Annotated in this window: 16 protein-coding genes and 2 tRNA genes; 4 read left to right on the top strand and 14 right to left on the bottom strand. The window is 58.6% G+C overall.

Annotated elements, in window-relative coordinates; translation table 11 throughout:
- Positions 1 to 11 precede the first annotated feature (11 nt).
- The gene (secA, locus tag PHS32_RS20735) at positions 12 to 2,756 is read right to left on the bottom strand and encodes a preprotein translocase subunit SecA (RefSeq protein ID WP_301081149.1); all 2,745 of its coding nucleotides are present in this window, start codon (positions 2,754 to 2,756) and stop codon (positions 12 to 14) included.
- A 142-nt stretch (positions 2,757 to 2,898) separates the two neighbouring features.
- The gene (locus PHS32_RS20730; protein ID WP_301081147.1) at positions 2,899 to 3,903 is read right to left on the bottom strand and encodes a M23 family metallopeptidase; all 1,005 of its coding nucleotides are present in this window, start codon (positions 3,901 to 3,903) and stop codon (positions 2,899 to 2,901) included.
- A gap of 26 nt (positions 3,904 to 3,929) precedes the next feature.
- Here PHS32_RS20730 and PHS32_RS20725 point away from each other — a divergent pair, with 26 nt between their 5' ends.
- Positions 3,930 to 4,235, top strand: a complete 306-nt coding sequence (locus tag PHS32_RS20725) for a hypothetical protein (RefSeq protein WP_301081144.1) — start codon at positions 3,930 to 3,932, stop codon at positions 4,233 to 4,235.
- A gap of 29 nt (positions 4,236 to 4,264) precedes the next feature.
- Positions 4,265 to 4,678 (top strand): hypothetical protein, encoded by a 414-nt coding sequence (locus tag PHS32_RS20720; RefSeq protein ID WP_301081142.1) that lies wholly within the window; start codon positions 4,265 to 4,267, stop codon positions 4,676 to 4,678.
- Between the two features lie 14 nt (positions 4,679 to 4,692).
- Here the strand turns inward: PHS32_RS20720 and PHS32_RS20715 are convergent, their stop codons facing one another.
- The gene (locus PHS32_RS20715) at positions 4,693 to 5,547 is read right to left on the bottom strand and encodes an NAD(P)-dependent oxidoreductase (protein ID WP_301081140.1); all 855 of its coding nucleotides are present in this window, start codon (positions 5,545 to 5,547) and stop codon (positions 4,693 to 4,695) included.
- Positions 5,548 to 5,590: 43 nt separating this feature from the next.
- Positions 5,591 to 6,766 carry an acetylornithine deacetylase gene (gene argE / locus PHS32_RS20710; RefSeq protein WP_301081138.1) on the bottom strand — a complete coding sequence of 392 codons (1,176 nt, stop codon included), beginning with the start codon at positions 6,764 to 6,766 and terminating at the stop codon, positions 5,591 to 5,593.
- 59 nt (positions 6,767 to 6,825) lie between these two features.
- Between argE and PHS32_RS20705 the strand changes: the two genes are divergently transcribed.
- Positions 6,826 to 6,901, top strand: a tRNA-Ala gene (locus PHS32_RS20705).
- Between the two features lie 84 nt (positions 6,902 to 6,985).
- On the top strand, positions 6,986 to 7,423 hold the full coding sequence (locus PHS32_RS20700; protein ID WP_301081135.1) for an isoprenylcysteine carboxylmethyltransferase family protein: 438 nt from the start codon (positions 6,986 to 6,988) through the stop codon (positions 7,421 to 7,423).
- 298 nt (positions 7,424 to 7,721) lie between these two features.
- On the opposite strand, the gene PHS32_RS20695 is transcribed toward PHS32_RS20700, so the two are convergent.
- From PHS32_RS20695 to PHS32_RS20650, 10 genes are all read right to left on the bottom strand, one after another.
- The gene (locus PHS32_RS20695) at positions 7,722 to 8,111 is read right to left on the bottom strand and encodes a hypothetical protein (RefSeq protein WP_301081133.1); all 390 of its coding nucleotides are present in this window, start codon (positions 8,109 to 8,111) and stop codon (positions 7,722 to 7,724) included.
- A 180-nt stretch (positions 8,112 to 8,291) separates the two neighbouring features.
- Positions 8,292 to 8,918: a hypothetical protein gene (locus tag PHS32_RS20690; RefSeq protein WP_301081132.1), complete on the bottom strand. Its 627-nt coding sequence runs from the start codon at positions 8,916 to 8,918 to the stop codon at positions 8,292 to 8,294.
- A gap of 113 nt (positions 8,919 to 9,031) precedes the next feature.
- A complete protein-coding gene (locus PHS32_RS20685; protein WP_301081130.1) occupies positions 9,032 to 10,180 on the bottom strand; it encodes a plasmid recombination protein in 1,149 nt (382 codons plus the stop codon).
- Between the two features lie 90 nt (positions 10,181 to 10,270).
- Positions 10,271 to 11,020 carry a Rha family transcriptional regulator gene (locus tag PHS32_RS20680; RefSeq protein WP_301081129.1) on the bottom strand — a complete coding sequence of 250 codons (750 nt, stop codon included), beginning with the start codon at positions 11,018 to 11,020 and terminating at the stop codon, positions 10,271 to 10,273.
- A gap of 11 nt (positions 11,021 to 11,031) precedes the next feature.
- The gene (locus PHS32_RS20675; protein ID WP_301081183.1) at positions 11,032 to 11,343 is read right to left on the bottom strand and encodes an AlpA family phage regulatory protein; all 312 of its coding nucleotides are present in this window, start codon (positions 11,341 to 11,343) and stop codon (positions 11,032 to 11,034) included.
- A gap of 98 nt (positions 11,344 to 11,441) precedes the next feature.
- Entirely contained in the window at positions 11,442 to 11,990 is a 549-nt protein-coding gene (locus PHS32_RS20670; RefSeq protein WP_301081127.1) for a hypothetical protein, read from the bottom strand.
- A 106-nt stretch (positions 11,991 to 12,096) separates the two neighbouring features.
- Complete coding sequence (locus PHS32_RS20665; RefSeq protein ID WP_301081126.1) at positions 12,097 to 13,332, bottom strand: integrase arm-type DNA-binding domain-containing protein; 1,236 nt, start codon at positions 13,330 to 13,332, stop codon at positions 12,097 to 12,099.
- A 233-nt stretch (positions 13,333 to 13,565) separates the two neighbouring features.
- Positions 13,566 to 13,641: transfer RNA gene (locus tag PHS32_RS20660), tRNA-Thr, on the bottom strand.
- 51 nt (positions 13,642 to 13,692) lie between these two features.
- Positions 13,693 to 14,214, bottom strand: coding sequence for a ClpXP protease specificity-enhancing factor (locus PHS32_RS20655; RefSeq protein ID WP_301081124.1), 522 nt, complete (start codon positions 14,212 to 14,214; stop codon positions 13,693 to 13,695).
- A 17-nt stretch (positions 14,215 to 14,231) separates the two neighbouring features.
- A partial coding sequence (locus PHS32_RS20650) for a glutathione S-transferase C-terminal domain-containing protein (RefSeq protein WP_301081123.1) occupies positions 14,232 to 14,726 on the bottom strand: 495 nt, incomplete at its 5' end.

The raw sequence follows: 14,726 nt of genomic DNA, 5'->3' as shown, positions 1-14,726 counted from the left end.
CCGCAAAGTTATTAAATCAACTTGCCGTGGCAATGCTTGTATTTCTTGCCGCTACCGCAAGGGCAGGGCTCGTTGCGGCCGACCCGGGGTAGCGGGCTCTTCACGGTCTCCTCATCGACCGTGGTTTGCACATCACCGGTTTCGGTCGGCGCACTGTAGGTCACGTTGGCAATGCTTTCGCCGCGGTCTTCCAGATCTTCCGCCGCTTGTTCCAACTGCTCGTTGGACTGGATCTTGACGGTCATGAGGACTTTGGTAACGTCGTTTTTGACCGCGTCCAGCAGTTGCCCGAACAGCTCGAAGGCCTCGCGCTTGTACTCCTGCTTGGGCTGCTTCTGGGCATAACCACGCAAATGAATACCCTGGCGCAGGTAATCCAGCGAACTCAGGTGTTCGCGCCAGTGGGTATCGATGCTCTGCAGCAATACCATGCGCTCGAACTGGGTGAAGTTTTCACCGCCCACTTGTTCCACCTTGTCCGCAAACACCTTGTTGGCCTCCAGGCGCACGCTCGTCAGCAGATCTTCGTCGGTAATGGCACTGGCGGCACTGACCTGGCTCTGCAAGTCCAGGGGCATCTGCCATTCAACCGACAAAACCTTTTCCAGCGCGGCAATGTCCCACTGCTCCTCGACCGACTCGGCCGGCACGTACTGGCGCACCAGGTCGTTGAAACAGCCTTCACGCAAGGACGCGATCTGGGCCGACAGATCCTTGGCGTCCAGAATTTCGTTGCGCTGCTGGTAGATCACCTTGCGCTGGTCGTTGGACACATCGTCGTACTCCAGCAACTGCTTGCGAATGTCGAAATTGCGCGCTTCCACCTTGCGCTGGGCGCTTTCGATGGAGCGCGTCACGATGCCGGCTTCAATCGCCTCGCCGTCGGGCATCTTGAGCCGGTCCATGATCGCCTTGACCCGGTCGCCGGCAAAGATACGCATCAGCGAATCGTCCAGACTCAGGTAGAAGCGCGAGGAGCCCGGATCACCCTGTCGGCCGGAGCGGCCGCGCAACTGGTTGTCGATGCGGCGCGACTCGTGGCGCTCGGTGGCGATGATGCGCAAGCCGCCCACCGCCTTGACCTGCTCGTGGTCTTTTTCCCACTGGGCACGCAAGGCCTCGATTTTCTGCTGCCGCTGCGCCGCGTCCAGCGTTTCATCGGCCTCCACCGCTTCCACCGCCTTGCTGATGTTGCCGCCCAGCACAATGTCGGTACCACGGCCCGCCATGTTGGTGGCGATGGTGATCATCTTGGCGCGTCCGGCCTGGGCCACGATCTCGGCCTCGCGGGCATGCTGCTTGGCGTTGAGCACCTGGTGCGGCAGTTTTGCCTTTTCCAGAAGCTCCGCCAGCACTTCCGAGTTCTCGATCGAGGTGGTGCCCACCAGCACCGGTTGGCCGCGCTCGTAGCACTCCCGGATGTCCTTGATCGCCGCCTCGTATTTTTCGCGCGTAGTCTTGTAGACCCGGTCCAGCTGGTCTTCGCGCCGGCTCGGGCGGTTGTACGGCATAACCACGGTCTCGAGCCCGTAAATTTCCTGGAATTCGTAGGCTTCCGTATCGGCCGTGCCGGTCATGCCGGCCAGCTTGGCATAGAGGCGGAAGTAATTCTGGAAAGTGATCGACGCCATGGTCTGGTTTTCAGCCTGGATCGCCACCCCTTCCTTGGCTTCCACGGCCTGGTGCAAACCTTCGCTCCAGCGCCGCCCCGTCATCAAGCGGCCGGTGAACTCGTCGACGATCACGATCTCGCCGTTCTGCACCACGTAGTGCTGGTCGCGGTGATACAGGTGATTGGCGCGCAAGGCCGCGTACAGGTGGTGCATCAAGGTGATGTTGGCCGGGTCGTACAGCGACGCCCCTTCCGGAATCAGGCCCAGGTCGTAAAGAATGCGCTCGGCGCTCTCGTGACCCTGTTCGGTCAGGAAGACCTGATGGCTTTTTTCATCCAGCGTGAAGTCGCCCGGCTTGGTGATCCCCTCGCCGGTGCGTGGGTCCTCCTCGCCTTCCTGCTTGTGCAGCGAGGGCACCACTTTATTGATCGCAACGTAGAGATCGGTATGGTCCTCGGCCTGGCCGCTGATGATCAGGGGGGTGCGCGCTTCATCGATCAGGATCGAATCCACTTCATCCACAATGGCGTAGTTCAGGCCGCGCTGGACACGGTCGGTGGCCTCGTAGACCATGTTGTCGCGCAGGTAGTCGAAGCCGTACTCGTTATTGGTGCCGTAAGTGATGTCGGCACGGTAGGCCGCCTGCTTTTCCTCGCGCTGCATGTGCGGCAAATTGATGCCCACCGTCAGCCCCAGAAAATTGTAGAGTTTGCCCATCCACTGCGCATCGCGATTGGCCAGGTAGTCATTCACCGTCACCACGTGAACGCCCTGGCCGGTCAAGGCATTCAGATAGACCGGCAGCGTGGCCGTCAAGGTCTTGCCCTCGCCGGTTCCCATTTCGGAAATCTTGCCGTAGTGCAGCGACATGCCGCCCAGCAGCTGGACGTCGAAATGGCGCATTTTCATGACCCGCTTGGAGCCCTCGCGCACCACCGCAAACGCCTCCGGCAGCAAGGCGTCCACGGTCTCACCCTTGGCGAGGCGATCCTTGAACTCCTGGGTCTTGTTGCGCAAGGCGTCATCCGACAATTTCTCAAGCCCGGCTTCCAGCGCATTGATGCGCGCCACCACGACGCGGTATTGCTTGAGCAAGCGGTCATTGCGACTGCCGAAAATTTTGGTGAGGATATTTGTGGCCATGAATGCAAGACCGACCGGCCAGCCCCCCTGGGCCAACCGAGCAGCGCAATCCTTTTTCTAATCTGGGTGAAATGGGGTCACTGTCACGAAACGCAAGCCTTGGAGCGGATTACGCAGCGCTGAGAAAACCGAACAAGCGATTTTACCTGCGCCCGGGCCAGCGCCCGTCAGCCAGCGCCGTCCCGCCGGAGGCCGGCTTGCCGCCAGGCGCAACAAATTTGGCAAAGTGCTGAGCAGGCAGCTTGCGACCGGCCGCCAGAAACTTCTCGGGATCCTGGAAAACGCCCTGTACCAGCACTTCAAAGTGCAAGTGCGTTCCGGTGGAGCGTCCGGTGCTTCCGACCTCGCCGATTTTTTGCCCCTGCTTGATCAGGTCGCCTTTTTTAACCAGTGTTTTTGAGGCGTGGGCATAGCGGGTAATCAAGTCGTTGCCATGGTCGATTTCGATCATGTTGCCATATTCCGGATGAAACTCCTGGGCCACCACGACGCCGCCCGCCGCCGCCAGGATCGGGGTGCCGCGGTCGGCCTGAAAGTCGAGTCCGGTGTGAAGTGCCGAGCGCCCGGTGATCGGATCGATGCGCCAGCCGAACAGGGAACCCAAATTGCCCACCGTGATCGGCTGCTGCGTGGGTATCATCATGGCGCCGATTTTCTGCTCGAACAGACGCGACTCCATCACGGTCATCAGATCGGTGCGTTGCTCGGTCAGGCGGTCCAGGTCGGCCAGGGTGGCCTGCAGTTCCTCCATCGACAGGGGACGACCCGACACCAGCGGCCCCCCCTGACCGGGCTTCGCCTTGATCTCAGCAGGATTGACCCCGGCCAAGCCGGAAACCCGCTCGCCCAGGGATTCCAGCTGCGTCATTTTGGCCTGCATTTCGCCCAGCTTGCGCGCCAGCAGATCCAGGTTCTCGCGCATGAAGCGGTCGCGCTGCTCGAATTCGTCCTTGACCACCAGCCTGACCAGGCTACCCACTATCGGCCAACCCTCCCGGGCCCCCTTCAGGAACACCCAGTGGTACAAGCCAACTGCGCCCAGCATCAGAACCAGTGACGCCAGCAAGCCGGTCAACACCAGCTTGGTCCCGGTGAGATGAATGGCCCGGCTTTTGGCAAGCCATGCATCCGTGATAATCAATTGCATTCGGATATCCCCTCAACAACTCTTTCATGCACCGCCGTCAACATCCGGTCACACTGCTACAAGCCACGCAGGACTCGCCAACACTGGCAAGATTGACTGCACTCAGTCGTGACTCGGTGGCGCGACTGAAGGCGATTGAAGCCCTCATTCCGGCCTCGCTGCGTTCCAGCGTCACGGCCGGCCCGATCGAAGGCCCGCAGTGGTGCCTGCTTTTGGACAACAACGCCGCCGCGGCAAAAATCCGTCAGATTCTGCCCGCTCTTGAATCCCATTTGCGATCCAAGGGGTGGGAGGTTAACTCAATTCGGCTGAAGGTCCAAATCACGCGCTAAATCCGCTTTCAGACCTGATGTTTCCTGTGATGCAGAACAAAAAACGCTTTCTGATCGCGGCGGCAAGCCTTGTTGTCACCCTGGCCCAGGGGCAAAAATTGCCGCCGGAAGTGCTTGAAGGCGTCCAATCCATGGCCCGCGCCAGGGCCGCGCTGGATGTCTGCTTGGTCAGTCCTGATTTCAGAAAGTTGGCCGAGGCCACGCAACGCCAGACAGTGGCCATCAGCAACCGGATTGAACGTCTGGCCAACCAGATGCATGATTCGCCCAAGGGCCGGCTGCTGTTCGTTTCCTACACCATCACGGTCACAAAATATGCCAATTCGGCCGACTTTCGCCGGCAACTGCTGGAACGCCGGGATGGCGCCTGCGCCTTCAAGTCGATTGCGGAACTGGATGCAACTTTCCAACACACCGAGCGCACGATAAAAACGCATCTCTGAAAGTGGCGCCGGCCTCAGGGTCGCCGCACGGCGTCAATGCCCAGCACGCAGGCATCCTCGGCACCATGCCCCAGCGCGATCAGTTGGTCCATTCTGGTGGCCACCAATGGCAGCACTGCCAGCGGCCGCTCGCCAGCCGTCTCAAGCATCAGTTGCACATCCTTGCGCGCCATCGCCAACTCAAAGCTGGGACTGAAATTTCCCTGCGCCATGTTGCTGCCGCGCACCGCGACGGTGGAGTTCAAGTCGAATAAGCGAAACAGCTTGATGGCGTCTTGCGGACTGACATCGCTCGCTTGCGCCATCGTCAGCACGTCAGCCAGCAGCGCGGCGACACCGATGATCATGGCGTTGCCGAACAGTTTGTTGACGGCGGCAAGGTCGGCGCGCTGGCCGAAGTACTCCAGTCGGGCGGTCATTTTTTCCAGATCGGCCTTGACCTGTTCGAACAACGCCTGCGGCCCGGCGACCATCATCGAGCCCTGCGCGTTGCGCGCCGCCGCCGGCCCCATGAAGACCGGGCAGTGCAGGTATTTCACCCCCTGCGCATTGAGCCGTTGGGATCGCGCTGCCGTCAGCGCCGGCAGGGTGGTGGTGTGATCAATGATGACCGCCTCCGGTGCAAGCCCGGCGCGCGCGGCTGCCAGCACCTCTTCAACGACGGCGTCGTCCTTCAGCACCAGGTGGATGCGGGAGGCGCCGCGGACGGCCTCGGCCGGACTGGCGGCCGCGATCACGCCGAATGGTTTGAGCGCGTGAACCTTGTCCGGCGACCGGTTCCAGGCGGTAACCGTGTCGCCGCGTTTGGCGGCGGCCTCAGCAAAAGCGCCGCCCAGCAGGCCGGTACCGAGAAAAGCAATGTTTGACATGGACGGGGTCCTTCAGAGTGGGTTAAACGAAAGCGTGTCCGGCTCAGGCCAGATCGCCCAGAGACTGCATCGCCGCCAGCCGCTGCATGAACACCTCGCACTGGGCCAACTGCGACAAGCTCACGTATTCATCCGGCTGGTGCGCCTGGGCAATGCTGCCGGGGCCGCAGACCACGGTGCGGATACCCGACTGTTCGAAAATCCCCGCCTCGGTGCCAAACGCCACCTGCGTGGTCGCACTTTGGCCTGACAGCAGTTGCGCCAAACGGGTGATCGGGTCTTGCGCGCCGGCCAGAAAACTGGGAATTTCGCAAATCGTTTCAAAGCGGAAACCGGCCTCCGGCGCCACCGCTTTCATGGCCACTTCCAGGGACCGCGCCTGCTGCAGAACTTCATTCTGCATCCGTTGCGCATCGGCGGTCGGCAGATCGCGGAACTCGTAGCGAAACCAGGCATCGCGCGGCACCACGTTGTCGGCAATGCCACCCTGGAATTGGCCGACGCTGGCGGTGGAAAAAGGCACGTCGAAGCCCTGGTAGCGCGGTTCATTGCGCTCGAAACCCTCCGCCATGTCGCGCAACTTGCCAATCAGGCGTGCCGCCATCTCGATCGCGTTGACCGAGTTGGGGGTCAGCGAAGAGTGCGCCTCCTTGCCGCGCACACAGCATTGGTAGCGGTAGACACCTTTGTGGGCAATCGCCGGCACCATGCCGGTCGGCTCGCCGACGATGCAGGCCAGCGGTTTGATCCCGGCCTGGCGCAGGTCGGCAATCAGTTCCCGTACGCCAAAGCAGCCAACCTCCTCGTCGTAGCTGAGGGCCAGGTGCACCGCAAACGGCGCCGTGCTGTTCACAAAGGCTTGCGCATGGGCCAGTGCGACACCGATGAATCCCTTCATGTCGGCACTGCCGCGGCCGTAAAGACGCGGCTCCGGGCCGTCCTTGACCAGGGCGCCAAGGGGCGGCACCGACCATTCCTGTCCGTCCCAGGGCACGGTGTCGGTGTGCCCGGACAAAATGATGCCGGCGGCCTTGTTCTCACCCAGGGTAGCGAACAGGTTGGCCTTGGACTTGTCGGCGTTATGAGTCAGACGGCTACTGACGCCCAGTCGCGCCAGTTCGTCACGGATGAAGTGAATCAGTTCCAGGTTGGAATTCTGGCTCACCGTGTTCATGCGCACCAGGGATTGAGCCAGATGAAGAGCGTTAGGAGAAAGCATGGGAAGATTGTCGAACATTTTCCGCAACACCCTAATTTTTGCTAGACTTCAGTCCTATTGGGGGGGTAGCTCAGCTGGGAGAGCGCTGCGTTCGCAATGCAGAGGTCGTGAGTTCGATCCTCATCCTCTCCACCAATCAAGGAAGGGCTTCGCGCTGACGATGATGAACGTTCAATGGCGAGCCCGCAGGCGTCTGCCTCTTGTTCCCATGGAAATCGCATGGGTTCCCTGCTGGTAGCGCTGCAACTGGGCCTGCTGCTGTTGCAGGCGGCCTGGGCGGCACCGCGGATTTTTCAAGGCGCCATTCCACTCGTTGCCGGGGCCGCGGCGGGACTGTCGGTGGCGCTGGCGGCGTGGACACTCAGACACAACCGGCTGGGCAACTTCAACATCCGTCCGCTGCCCAAGGCTTCCGGCCTGCTGGTGACAAGCGGGCCCTACCGCTGGATTCGCCACCCCATGTACACCTCGCTACTGTTGGGCGCGGCAGCCCTGGCGGGCATCTCGGAACCTTTCGCCGGATGGCTTACCTGGTCCGCCCTGGCCCTTGTCCTGTTCCTGAAATCGACACTTGAGGAGCGCTGGATGCGCGAGAAACATCCCGATTACGGCGCCTACGCGGCGAGCAGCAAACGTTTTCTGCCCTGGCTGTTTTGACTGCGGGAGCCATACCGCCCTACCCGGCAACCCCGAGTCGGGACGGGCATTGTCGGAGCTTGAGACCGTGTGAAACAATGAAGTGATTATCGGATTCGATAACCGCATTGAAACCCGCATGGATGTTAGGGGCAACTTTTACAAGTGCCGTTTCGTTCCCCCGTATGTTCCCCCGCTTTGCCTTTGGTACCCTCCAAGATCAGGCCTCGCCGGTTCACTGATGTTCAACTATAGGCCACCAGCAGGAAGCGATTGTCGCCACCGTTGCTTTTTGGCAATGTGTGCTGTTGATTGCAAACTACTTTAAGTAGGCATCAAGGTACGTCCCCAGATAGGCGACAACCACGGCGGCAAGCAAGACACCGCCCACTGCTGTGATTCCAGTAGCGACCATACGTATAGGCAACATCCGAAGGCCATCAAATGGTGGTTTTCCGTCTATGGCTGCTTCATATTTCGGATAGCGTTTGGTAGCCAGGTGAAACAAGACGGCCGGAGTTCCAAACGACACCGCTATCAGAAATATCCACGATAGACCCACCAGCGTCTGATGGAAGTACGAATACGCAAAAACGCCCAGAAGCACCACGACTGCAACTGCGACAAGAAGAACCCCACCGGCAATGATTAAGGGCAAAAAGTAGAAAACCAGCACCGCCAAAATGATGCCGCCAGCGATTTCAAACATACACCTCCCTGAATATTCTTGTATATCAGGCTGTTTTAACAGGACGCAACCAGCTCCCGCGCCTGCCGACATTCTGCGTTAACCATCTTCGAAAGTTCCCGCAACCGCAACCAGTAGCCACCTTTGAAGGCGTTGCGTCCTACCCGTAACCTACCCGCTAGCGACTTTGGCCCGGTCGACTTAGCCCACGGTTGCCAGGTGCGGATTAGTTCTGCTTGCCGCACCCTGCGCTCTGGTGTCCAGGTAGTTGCCATCACTTGTCCCCAATAGTTTGTTTTGCTGACTCTCGCTTCTTGCTTTGTGCGCGTGGGTGCCTGCGCGTAGTGCGCAGTTTTCATCGTTTACCCCATTGTTTACCTGTTGCGGCCCGTTGGCAATGTTGGCCTGCTTCACAAAGGTGGCTTGCCGGGGATATTTCAGATCAACAAGTGCCGATATGGTGGCTCTGCTCTGTGCCTGTGCTTTCAAGGCCAGCCCAAGGAATGCTTCAAATTTCTTTTGATATTCCTGCTCCTGTGCCCGGCGTGCCAGACTCGTGAAGATGGTTTGCAGTGCTGTGGCCTGACCCATCAGCATGGCCTCAAGCTCCGACAGGTCGTTATTGCCGACTTCCTTGAATGTGTCGCGCAGTCCATCCACGAGTAACGACAATTCGGTATCTTTGCCGACGATATTGCCCTGAAAGATTTCGATCACGGCAGCGCCGTTTATTGACGCTGATAAGGCCATGCGCGCTCTGAGCGTCTTCATCGTAGCTGGTGAGAGTTCGGCCGTCGGCTTGCCTTTGGGGTTTTTTGTCGCTGTCATGTTTGTCCATTCGTGGTTTGATCAGGGTTGAGCCGATAACCCGGCCTACCGGCCCATAGCGCGTGCCACCTGTACCCATAGTTCAATCCTCCACAGAAAACGAAATCATTTGGCTAACCGGCCCTTTTATTCAAAGCAGTAGAAACCCACGCATCAGCGGCTGCCCGGTTGTTTCGTGCTGATGGTGGTTGCTGACGAAACTCGCCTATGGTCTGGTCGTACAGATTCGGGTCGAGGTCGCAGTCACGCACTCGAACAGTTTCGACTACTCCAACGGCAGCAGGCTTGTTAGGCAGTGGTTTCGCAGTACGGGGAGATGGTGGATTTGGAGTGAACCCTACAGAGCATAGGGTTTGCCTCATTACGGATGCAGTGAACCCTATAGGGTTTGCTTCTTTCACGTTGCCTTTTCCCTTGCCGGTGAATATCGTCGCCATCGTCTTAAGCTTCTTTGCCGGGGCTTTCACTTCCATGCCCAAAGGCATCAGGAACGCCGCAGGATCGTTTTCGATCTTGTCGCGTATGGTCGGCCACATCTTGCTCTGTAACGCCTTGTCGTTCGTTTCTCGCAGTCTTTGAAGCACTGCCGTTGCAGTTGCCTGTTTCGCGTTACCTGATAGTCGGGCCGGGGCTTTGGTCAATCCGTACCGCACCGCCACCGCTGAATAGAAGTCCTTTTGCAGGCTCATCAGCTTTTGTTTGCCGCCCAACATATTCGATCCGTCCATACGGTTGTCGATTAAGGGCAGCAGCAGAACATGACAGTGTGGAGCCGCTTCGTCACGGTGAATGTCCACGCTCAGGATGTTTTGAGCGCCGCCAAAGTTGCCCCCAGCCCATGCCGCGCAGTCGGTGAAATAGGCCCTGTCATCAAGCTGGTGGTCTGGTGACAGGCTGAAAACAATCTCAAGCGCCATGACCGCATCTTTGCGGAGCTTGGTCACGCCAGCCGCCGTCATCAGGTCTTTGGCAAGTAGCCCAACATCAGCAGCAGGTGACGGCCCCTGTAGGGTTTCATTCAAGCCTGATCGTGTCGGGTCGATAGAACCCGTTGCACCGATCTCAGATTGAATGACGCGCCGGTTATGACGCGCCGCCACTGCAATGATGCCGCTGCCCTTGAGCTTTTTGATTCTCAGGAAAGTGGCCCCGCTCATTTTGACCGCCGAAGTCGCCGCAAGAGCGCAGCAAACGACGTCGAGGGTGACGCGCACCAGAACCGCAGGTAGAGAGTTTGAAGGGCGTTCATCGCTGATCTTCACTCAGAACCGCAATGATCTGTTCGTCAAGCATGCTCAAGCGGTCTTTGGTGCGTCGATCTCGTTTTATGGTGCTGGCACGATATATTTCAGTCATGTCGCCTCCAGCATGGTCACGTCCTGTATTGCCTTCAAGGTGGATTTGATACGCTGATACCCGTCATGGTGATCTATCGCCCCCTGCGCGGCTCTGACTGCCACAAACTGCCCATAGGTCAAGGCAGACTGTTGCGGCAAGCCTGCCGATGCCCGCTGGCCGGCTTCGACTCCGGCGAACTTGTTCAACAGTTTGTTCACGTTCATATGGACGTGGCGCTCATGACTTGATCCCGCTGACAGTGCGTGCAGTGCATCATGCAATTGGTGGTGGCCGGGCAGGTACTCGGTCTTACGCAGATCAGCCGCCCGGCGCGCCAGTCCGAATGCCTTGACCAACTTCACTTTCAGCTCACGCACCCGCTGGGTGTTCTTGCTGTAGGCCAGCGCCAGCGTCGCCTGATCTTCATTGAGCATGGCAAACTTTTCAGGCTGGCCCCGACCTTCGATTACTCCGATTTGAAATCGAAGTATTCCGAGCTGTTCGAAGTCAGTCCTGTGGCGCTGAACCAAATCGAAAAGACTTCTGTGCTTGTTGCCCAGGTGCTCTGCAAGTTGCTGGGTGCTGACTCGTGGCTCCTTGGTGGTCACAATCAGCGTCAAACTATCCAGGGTGGCAACGGTTTTGCCGTGATCCGCTTGTTGAATGGCGTCTACGGTGCGAAAATCTACCGCGTTCGTGTGAGTGTGCAGGCCGTTGGTGTTGATAGCGTCAGCGGCCTTTTCTTGTGCGTTGGTGTGGATCATGGCCAGCCCCCTTACGCCGTGGCCAATAATGTGCGCTTTACCCGCTTTCCTGCCTGCCGTCTCTGCGCTGCGCTTCGATCAAGCCAGGTAGGTTTGAAGGGTTCGCCGCTGCACCGCGCCGCATGCAGTTGATTTACAAGCGACCGAATATCAGCGTCGGACTTGCCCGCGATCCTCGCCTGATTGATGGCCGCGACTTCCTCCGATGGCCAGCCTACGGAGCGTTGCCCGATCTGCACTGGCATGGTGAATAAGCCCGCATGGATTGCGCTGTATATGCTGGCGTGTGATCGGTTCCCGGTTTCAGCCTTAACCGATTGCATCCTGAGAATTGACATTTGCTAACCCCTTCGTACGGCATTGGCCGCTGTTGGAACGGGTTTAATGTTCGCGGGCTTCACCTTCCCTGTCACGCGAACAATTAGCTATTGATAGTTAATTCTTGCGCCCGTCGGGCACGACGAATTGCGCCATCTCTTTCAATCGCTACAAGGATTGGATTGGCCATTTCAGCCTGCTTTAGAAGCGCTGCGGCACTGGCTGACTTTCTTTTCCATTCAACCCTACAGAGTAAAGCCTCAGCCGCTTCCAGCTTTGTAGGAGAGCCACCCTTCATACCCGCTTCACTATTGCCGATGAAGTCATCGATTGCAATCTTCAACCGCGCACGACCACCATCGTCCCACTTCTGCTTTGGCCCAGCGCGATCATTCATGCGTTGAAAACCTGGCACCCAGTCTCGGGCAAGTGCAAGCGCCAACCGGATATAGCTGGCATGGTCTCGTGCCTCAATGCCGTAGTGCTCGAACAATAGTGGCAGTTTCTCGAATTCCTGATCTATCCCACGCTCGATTGCCTCGATAACCTCTTTCTCATGGAAAACCTGAGATAGTGGACCAGCAGATTTGTCGAGCTTTGGAAGTGGTGGCAGCTTCTTTGCCAACTCACCTATGTATTGCGTCTTGCTCACACCGCCCCTTCTACACCCCGATAGAAAACCAGGGCCGCCGGGGCAGGGGTGTCCCGGTTTTCACCATCGGGGATCAGCCGATAGCTAGGCGTGGTCTAAAACTGCTTTACGCTGCCTTGAATTGAATCACGTCCGCGCCAATGCGCAGCTTGTCCAGGTAGTCCGCCCAAACCTGAATCATCGGGGTTCGCTCCTCAAGGTGCGTTGCCCGGTCATAGGCGCCACCGTGGGTAATCTGGCCGGTGTGTGCGAGTTGGGCCTCGATCACGTCAGCCGGGTACTTCAGCACCTGCCGCAAGATTGTGCGGCCGGTCGCCCGGTAGCCGTGCCAAGTGTGCCGCCCCTTGTAGCCCATCGCTGCCAGTGCCGCGCTTACCGCGGCCTCCGACATAGGCGCTTTGTGATCCCGCAGGCCGGGGAACACATATTCCCCGCCGCCGGTCAGGTGATGCAGCTCGCGCAAAATCTCTACCGCCTGCCGTGGCAATGAAATGACGTGGGCTTGACCATTGATTTTTTGCGCCTTGGTGCGCTTCATATCCATGCTGGGGATCGACCAAAACCCGGTATCAAGATTCAGGTCAGCCCAGCGCATGGTGCGAAGGTTACCCGGACGTTGAAACAGCATCGCCGCCATTTTCAGCGCCGCCCGGACAATCGGCCCGCCCTTGTAGGCCTCGCTTGCGCGTAGCAGTGCGCCAAGTTCCAACGGGTCGGTAATGGCAGGTAGGTTTTCCCGGATATGTGGTTTCAGCGCCTTTTTGATATCCGCCGTAATGTCTCGTTCGGCCCGGCCTGTCGCAACCGCGTGGCACCATACGCCGTGTGCAGTTATCAGCACCCGGTGCGCAACATCCAGTGCACCGCGGGCTTCGACTTTTTGGATTACTGCCAGTAGCTCTATCGGTTTGATGCTGGCAATGGCCCGCTTTCCCAGGTGGGGGATCAGGTCTTTATTGATGTTGCGCAGTTCCCTGACATAGTGGGTATCACTCCAATTCGGTTTGCCGCGCTCAAGCCAATCGCTGGCAGACGCCGCGAAGGTGTCGCCGGTGCCCACCGATGCCTTGAGTTTTTCAACCTGCCGCACCATCACCGGATCATGGCCGACTGACTTTTGCGACCTTGCCGCGTCCCTTGCATCGCGTGCCTTCTTTGCCCCCACGTCGGGATAACTGCCCAGCGCCATCCGGCCCTCTTTGCCGTCCTTGCGGTATTTCCAAAACCAGCGCTTTGATCCTGCCGGACTGATTTCAAGATACAGCCCGCCGGAACAGGCCAGCCGCGCCCGTGCTTTATCTGGTGGGCAAGTAGCATTTTTGCATTCAGCATCGGTAAGCATGGGCGAATAACTCCTGCGTAGCTGGGAGACGCAATAAGAGGCGTCTTTCATTGGGAAACGGGGGAACAACTACCCAAAAAACCAGATTTACCCCCACTCATTCCCCCGCATGTTCCCCCGCTTTGGTGTGCAAGTCAATAGCGGGCTTTGTACGCCGTTGCAGCGTAAGTGAATGATTTACCAATGAAAAAGGCCTCCGAGTATCGCTACTTGAAGGCCTTTATACGATTGACTGGTGCCGATTATCGGATTCGAACTGATGACCTACCGCTTACAAGGCGGTTGCTCTACCAACTGAGCTAAATCGGCACTGTTTATATTTTACTGGACGCGGCGCGCTTTCCAGCCGCGGGCTGGCTGCTATTTCACTCGCGTGAGCGTCGGCCGCGGGCTGCCCGCCGCGGGTCGCGGCGGTTCCGGTTCGTCGTCCGGCCCCTCCTTGCGCCGTTCCGACCCAACGCTGCTCAACTGGACTGCCTTCAACTCGGTCGCCGCGCCAGAGTCGCCCGAAGCAAGGTTGGTCGGCGAGGTTGCGGCGGCGGGGTTTCCCGCTTCGGGACTGATCAGCGGAAAAGCCATGCCTTGTCCATTTTCCCGCGCGTAGATCGCCATCACCTGGCCGATCGGCACCATGATTTCCCGGGCGGTCCCGGCGAACCGGGCCTTGAACTCTATGAAGTCGTTGCCCAGTTTGAGCGCCGTGGTGGCCTCAAAACTGATGTTGAGAACAATCTCTCCGTCTTTCACGTACTCGCGCGGCACCTGAACCTGCTCGTTGACCGACACCGCAATGTAAGGCGTGAACCCATTGTCGGTGCACCACTCGTACAAGGCACGAATCAGGTACGGGCGCGTCGAGCTGGGTTCAGAGGAGTCAGTCATTGGCAGGGCACCCCAGGCTACTTGCGCATTACCTTCTCGGACGGCGTCAAGGCCTCGATGTAGGCCGGGCGCGAGAAAATCCGCTCCGCATATTTGAGCAGGGGAGCGGCATTTTTGCTGAGGTCGATGCCGTAGTAATCGAGCCGCCACAGCAGGGGTGCAATGGCGACATCGAGCATCGAAAAGCCATCGCCCAGCATGTATTTGTTCTTCAAGAATACCGGCGCCAGTTGCGTCAGGCGGTCCCGAATATGGGCGCGCGCTTTTTCCAACACCTTCTCATTGCTCTTGGCCGCGCGCGACTCCAGGGTCGAGACATGGACAAACAATTCCTTCTCGAAATTGAGCAGGAACAGCCGCACGCGGGCCCGATCGACCGGATCGCCGGGCATCAATTGAGGGTGCGGGAAGCGCTCGTCAATGTATTCATTGATGATGTTCGATTCGTACAGAATCAAATCCCGCTCGACCAGGATCGGTACCTGGCCGTAGGGATTCATCACATTGATGTC

Source organism: Rhodoferax sp., assembly GCF_028714215.1.
In the GTDB taxonomy this organism is placed as follows: Bacteria; Pseudomonadota; Gammaproteobacteria; order Burkholderiales; family Burkholderiaceae_C; genus Rhodoferax.
The sequence above is the reverse complement of the archived record's forward strand: the minus strand, read 5'-3'. Positions and strand labels throughout refer to the sequence as shown.

What these genes read in the sequence shown, in the direction of transcription:
- PHS32_RS20730 (WP_301081147.1), bottom strand. Translation starts at nt 3,903, where the DNA reads ATGCAATTGATTATCACGGATGCATGGCTTGCCAAAAGCCGGGCCATT.
- PHS32_RS20690 (WP_301081132.1), bottom strand. Translation starts at nt 8,918, where the DNA reads ATGACAGCGACAAAAAACCCCAAAGGCAAGCCGACGGCCGAACTCTCA.
- PHS32_RS20680 (WP_301081129.1), bottom strand. Translation starts at nt 11,020, where the DNA reads ATGATCCACACCAACGCACAAGAAAAGGCCGCTGACGCTATCAACACC.
- argE (WP_301081138.1), bottom strand. Translation starts at nt 6,766, where the DNA reads ATGCTTTCTCCTAACGCTCTTCATCTGGCTCAATCCCTGGTGCGCATG.
- PHS32_RS20655 (WP_301081124.1), bottom strand. Translation starts at nt 14,214, where the DNA reads ATGACTGACTCCTCTGAACCCAGCTCGACGCGCCCGTACCTGATTCGT.
- PHS32_RS20715 (WP_301081140.1), bottom strand. Translation starts at nt 5,547, where the DNA reads ATGTCAAACATTGCTTTTCTCGGTACCGGCCTGCTGGGCGGCGCTTTT.
- PHS32_RS20700 (WP_301081135.1), top strand. Translation starts at nt 6,986, where the DNA reads ATGGGTTCCCTGCTGGTAGCGCTGCAACTGGGCCTGCTGCTGTTGCAG.
- secA (WP_301081149.1), bottom strand. Translation starts at nt 2,756, where the DNA reads ATGGCCACAAATATCCTCACCAAAATTTTCGGCAGTCGCAATGACCGC.
- PHS32_RS20720 (WP_301081142.1), top strand. Translation starts at nt 4,265, where the DNA reads ATGCAGAACAAAAAACGCTTTCTGATCGCGGCGGCAAGCCTTGTTGTC.
- PHS32_RS20725 (WP_301081144.1), top strand. Translation starts at nt 3,930, where the DNA reads ATGCACCGCCGTCAACATCCGGTCACACTGCTACAAGCCACGCAGGAC.
- PHS32_RS20665 (WP_301081126.1), bottom strand. Translation starts at nt 13,332, where the DNA reads ATGCTTACCGATGCTGAATGCAAAAATGCTACTTGCCCACCAGATAAA.
- PHS32_RS20695 (WP_301081133.1), bottom strand. Translation starts at nt 8,111, where the DNA reads ATGTTTGAAATCGCTGGCGGCATCATTTTGGCGGTGCTGGTTTTCTAC.
- PHS32_RS20675 (WP_301081183.1), bottom strand. Translation starts at nt 11,343, where the DNA reads ATGCAATCGGTTAAGGCTGAAACCGGGAACCGATCACACGCCAGCATA.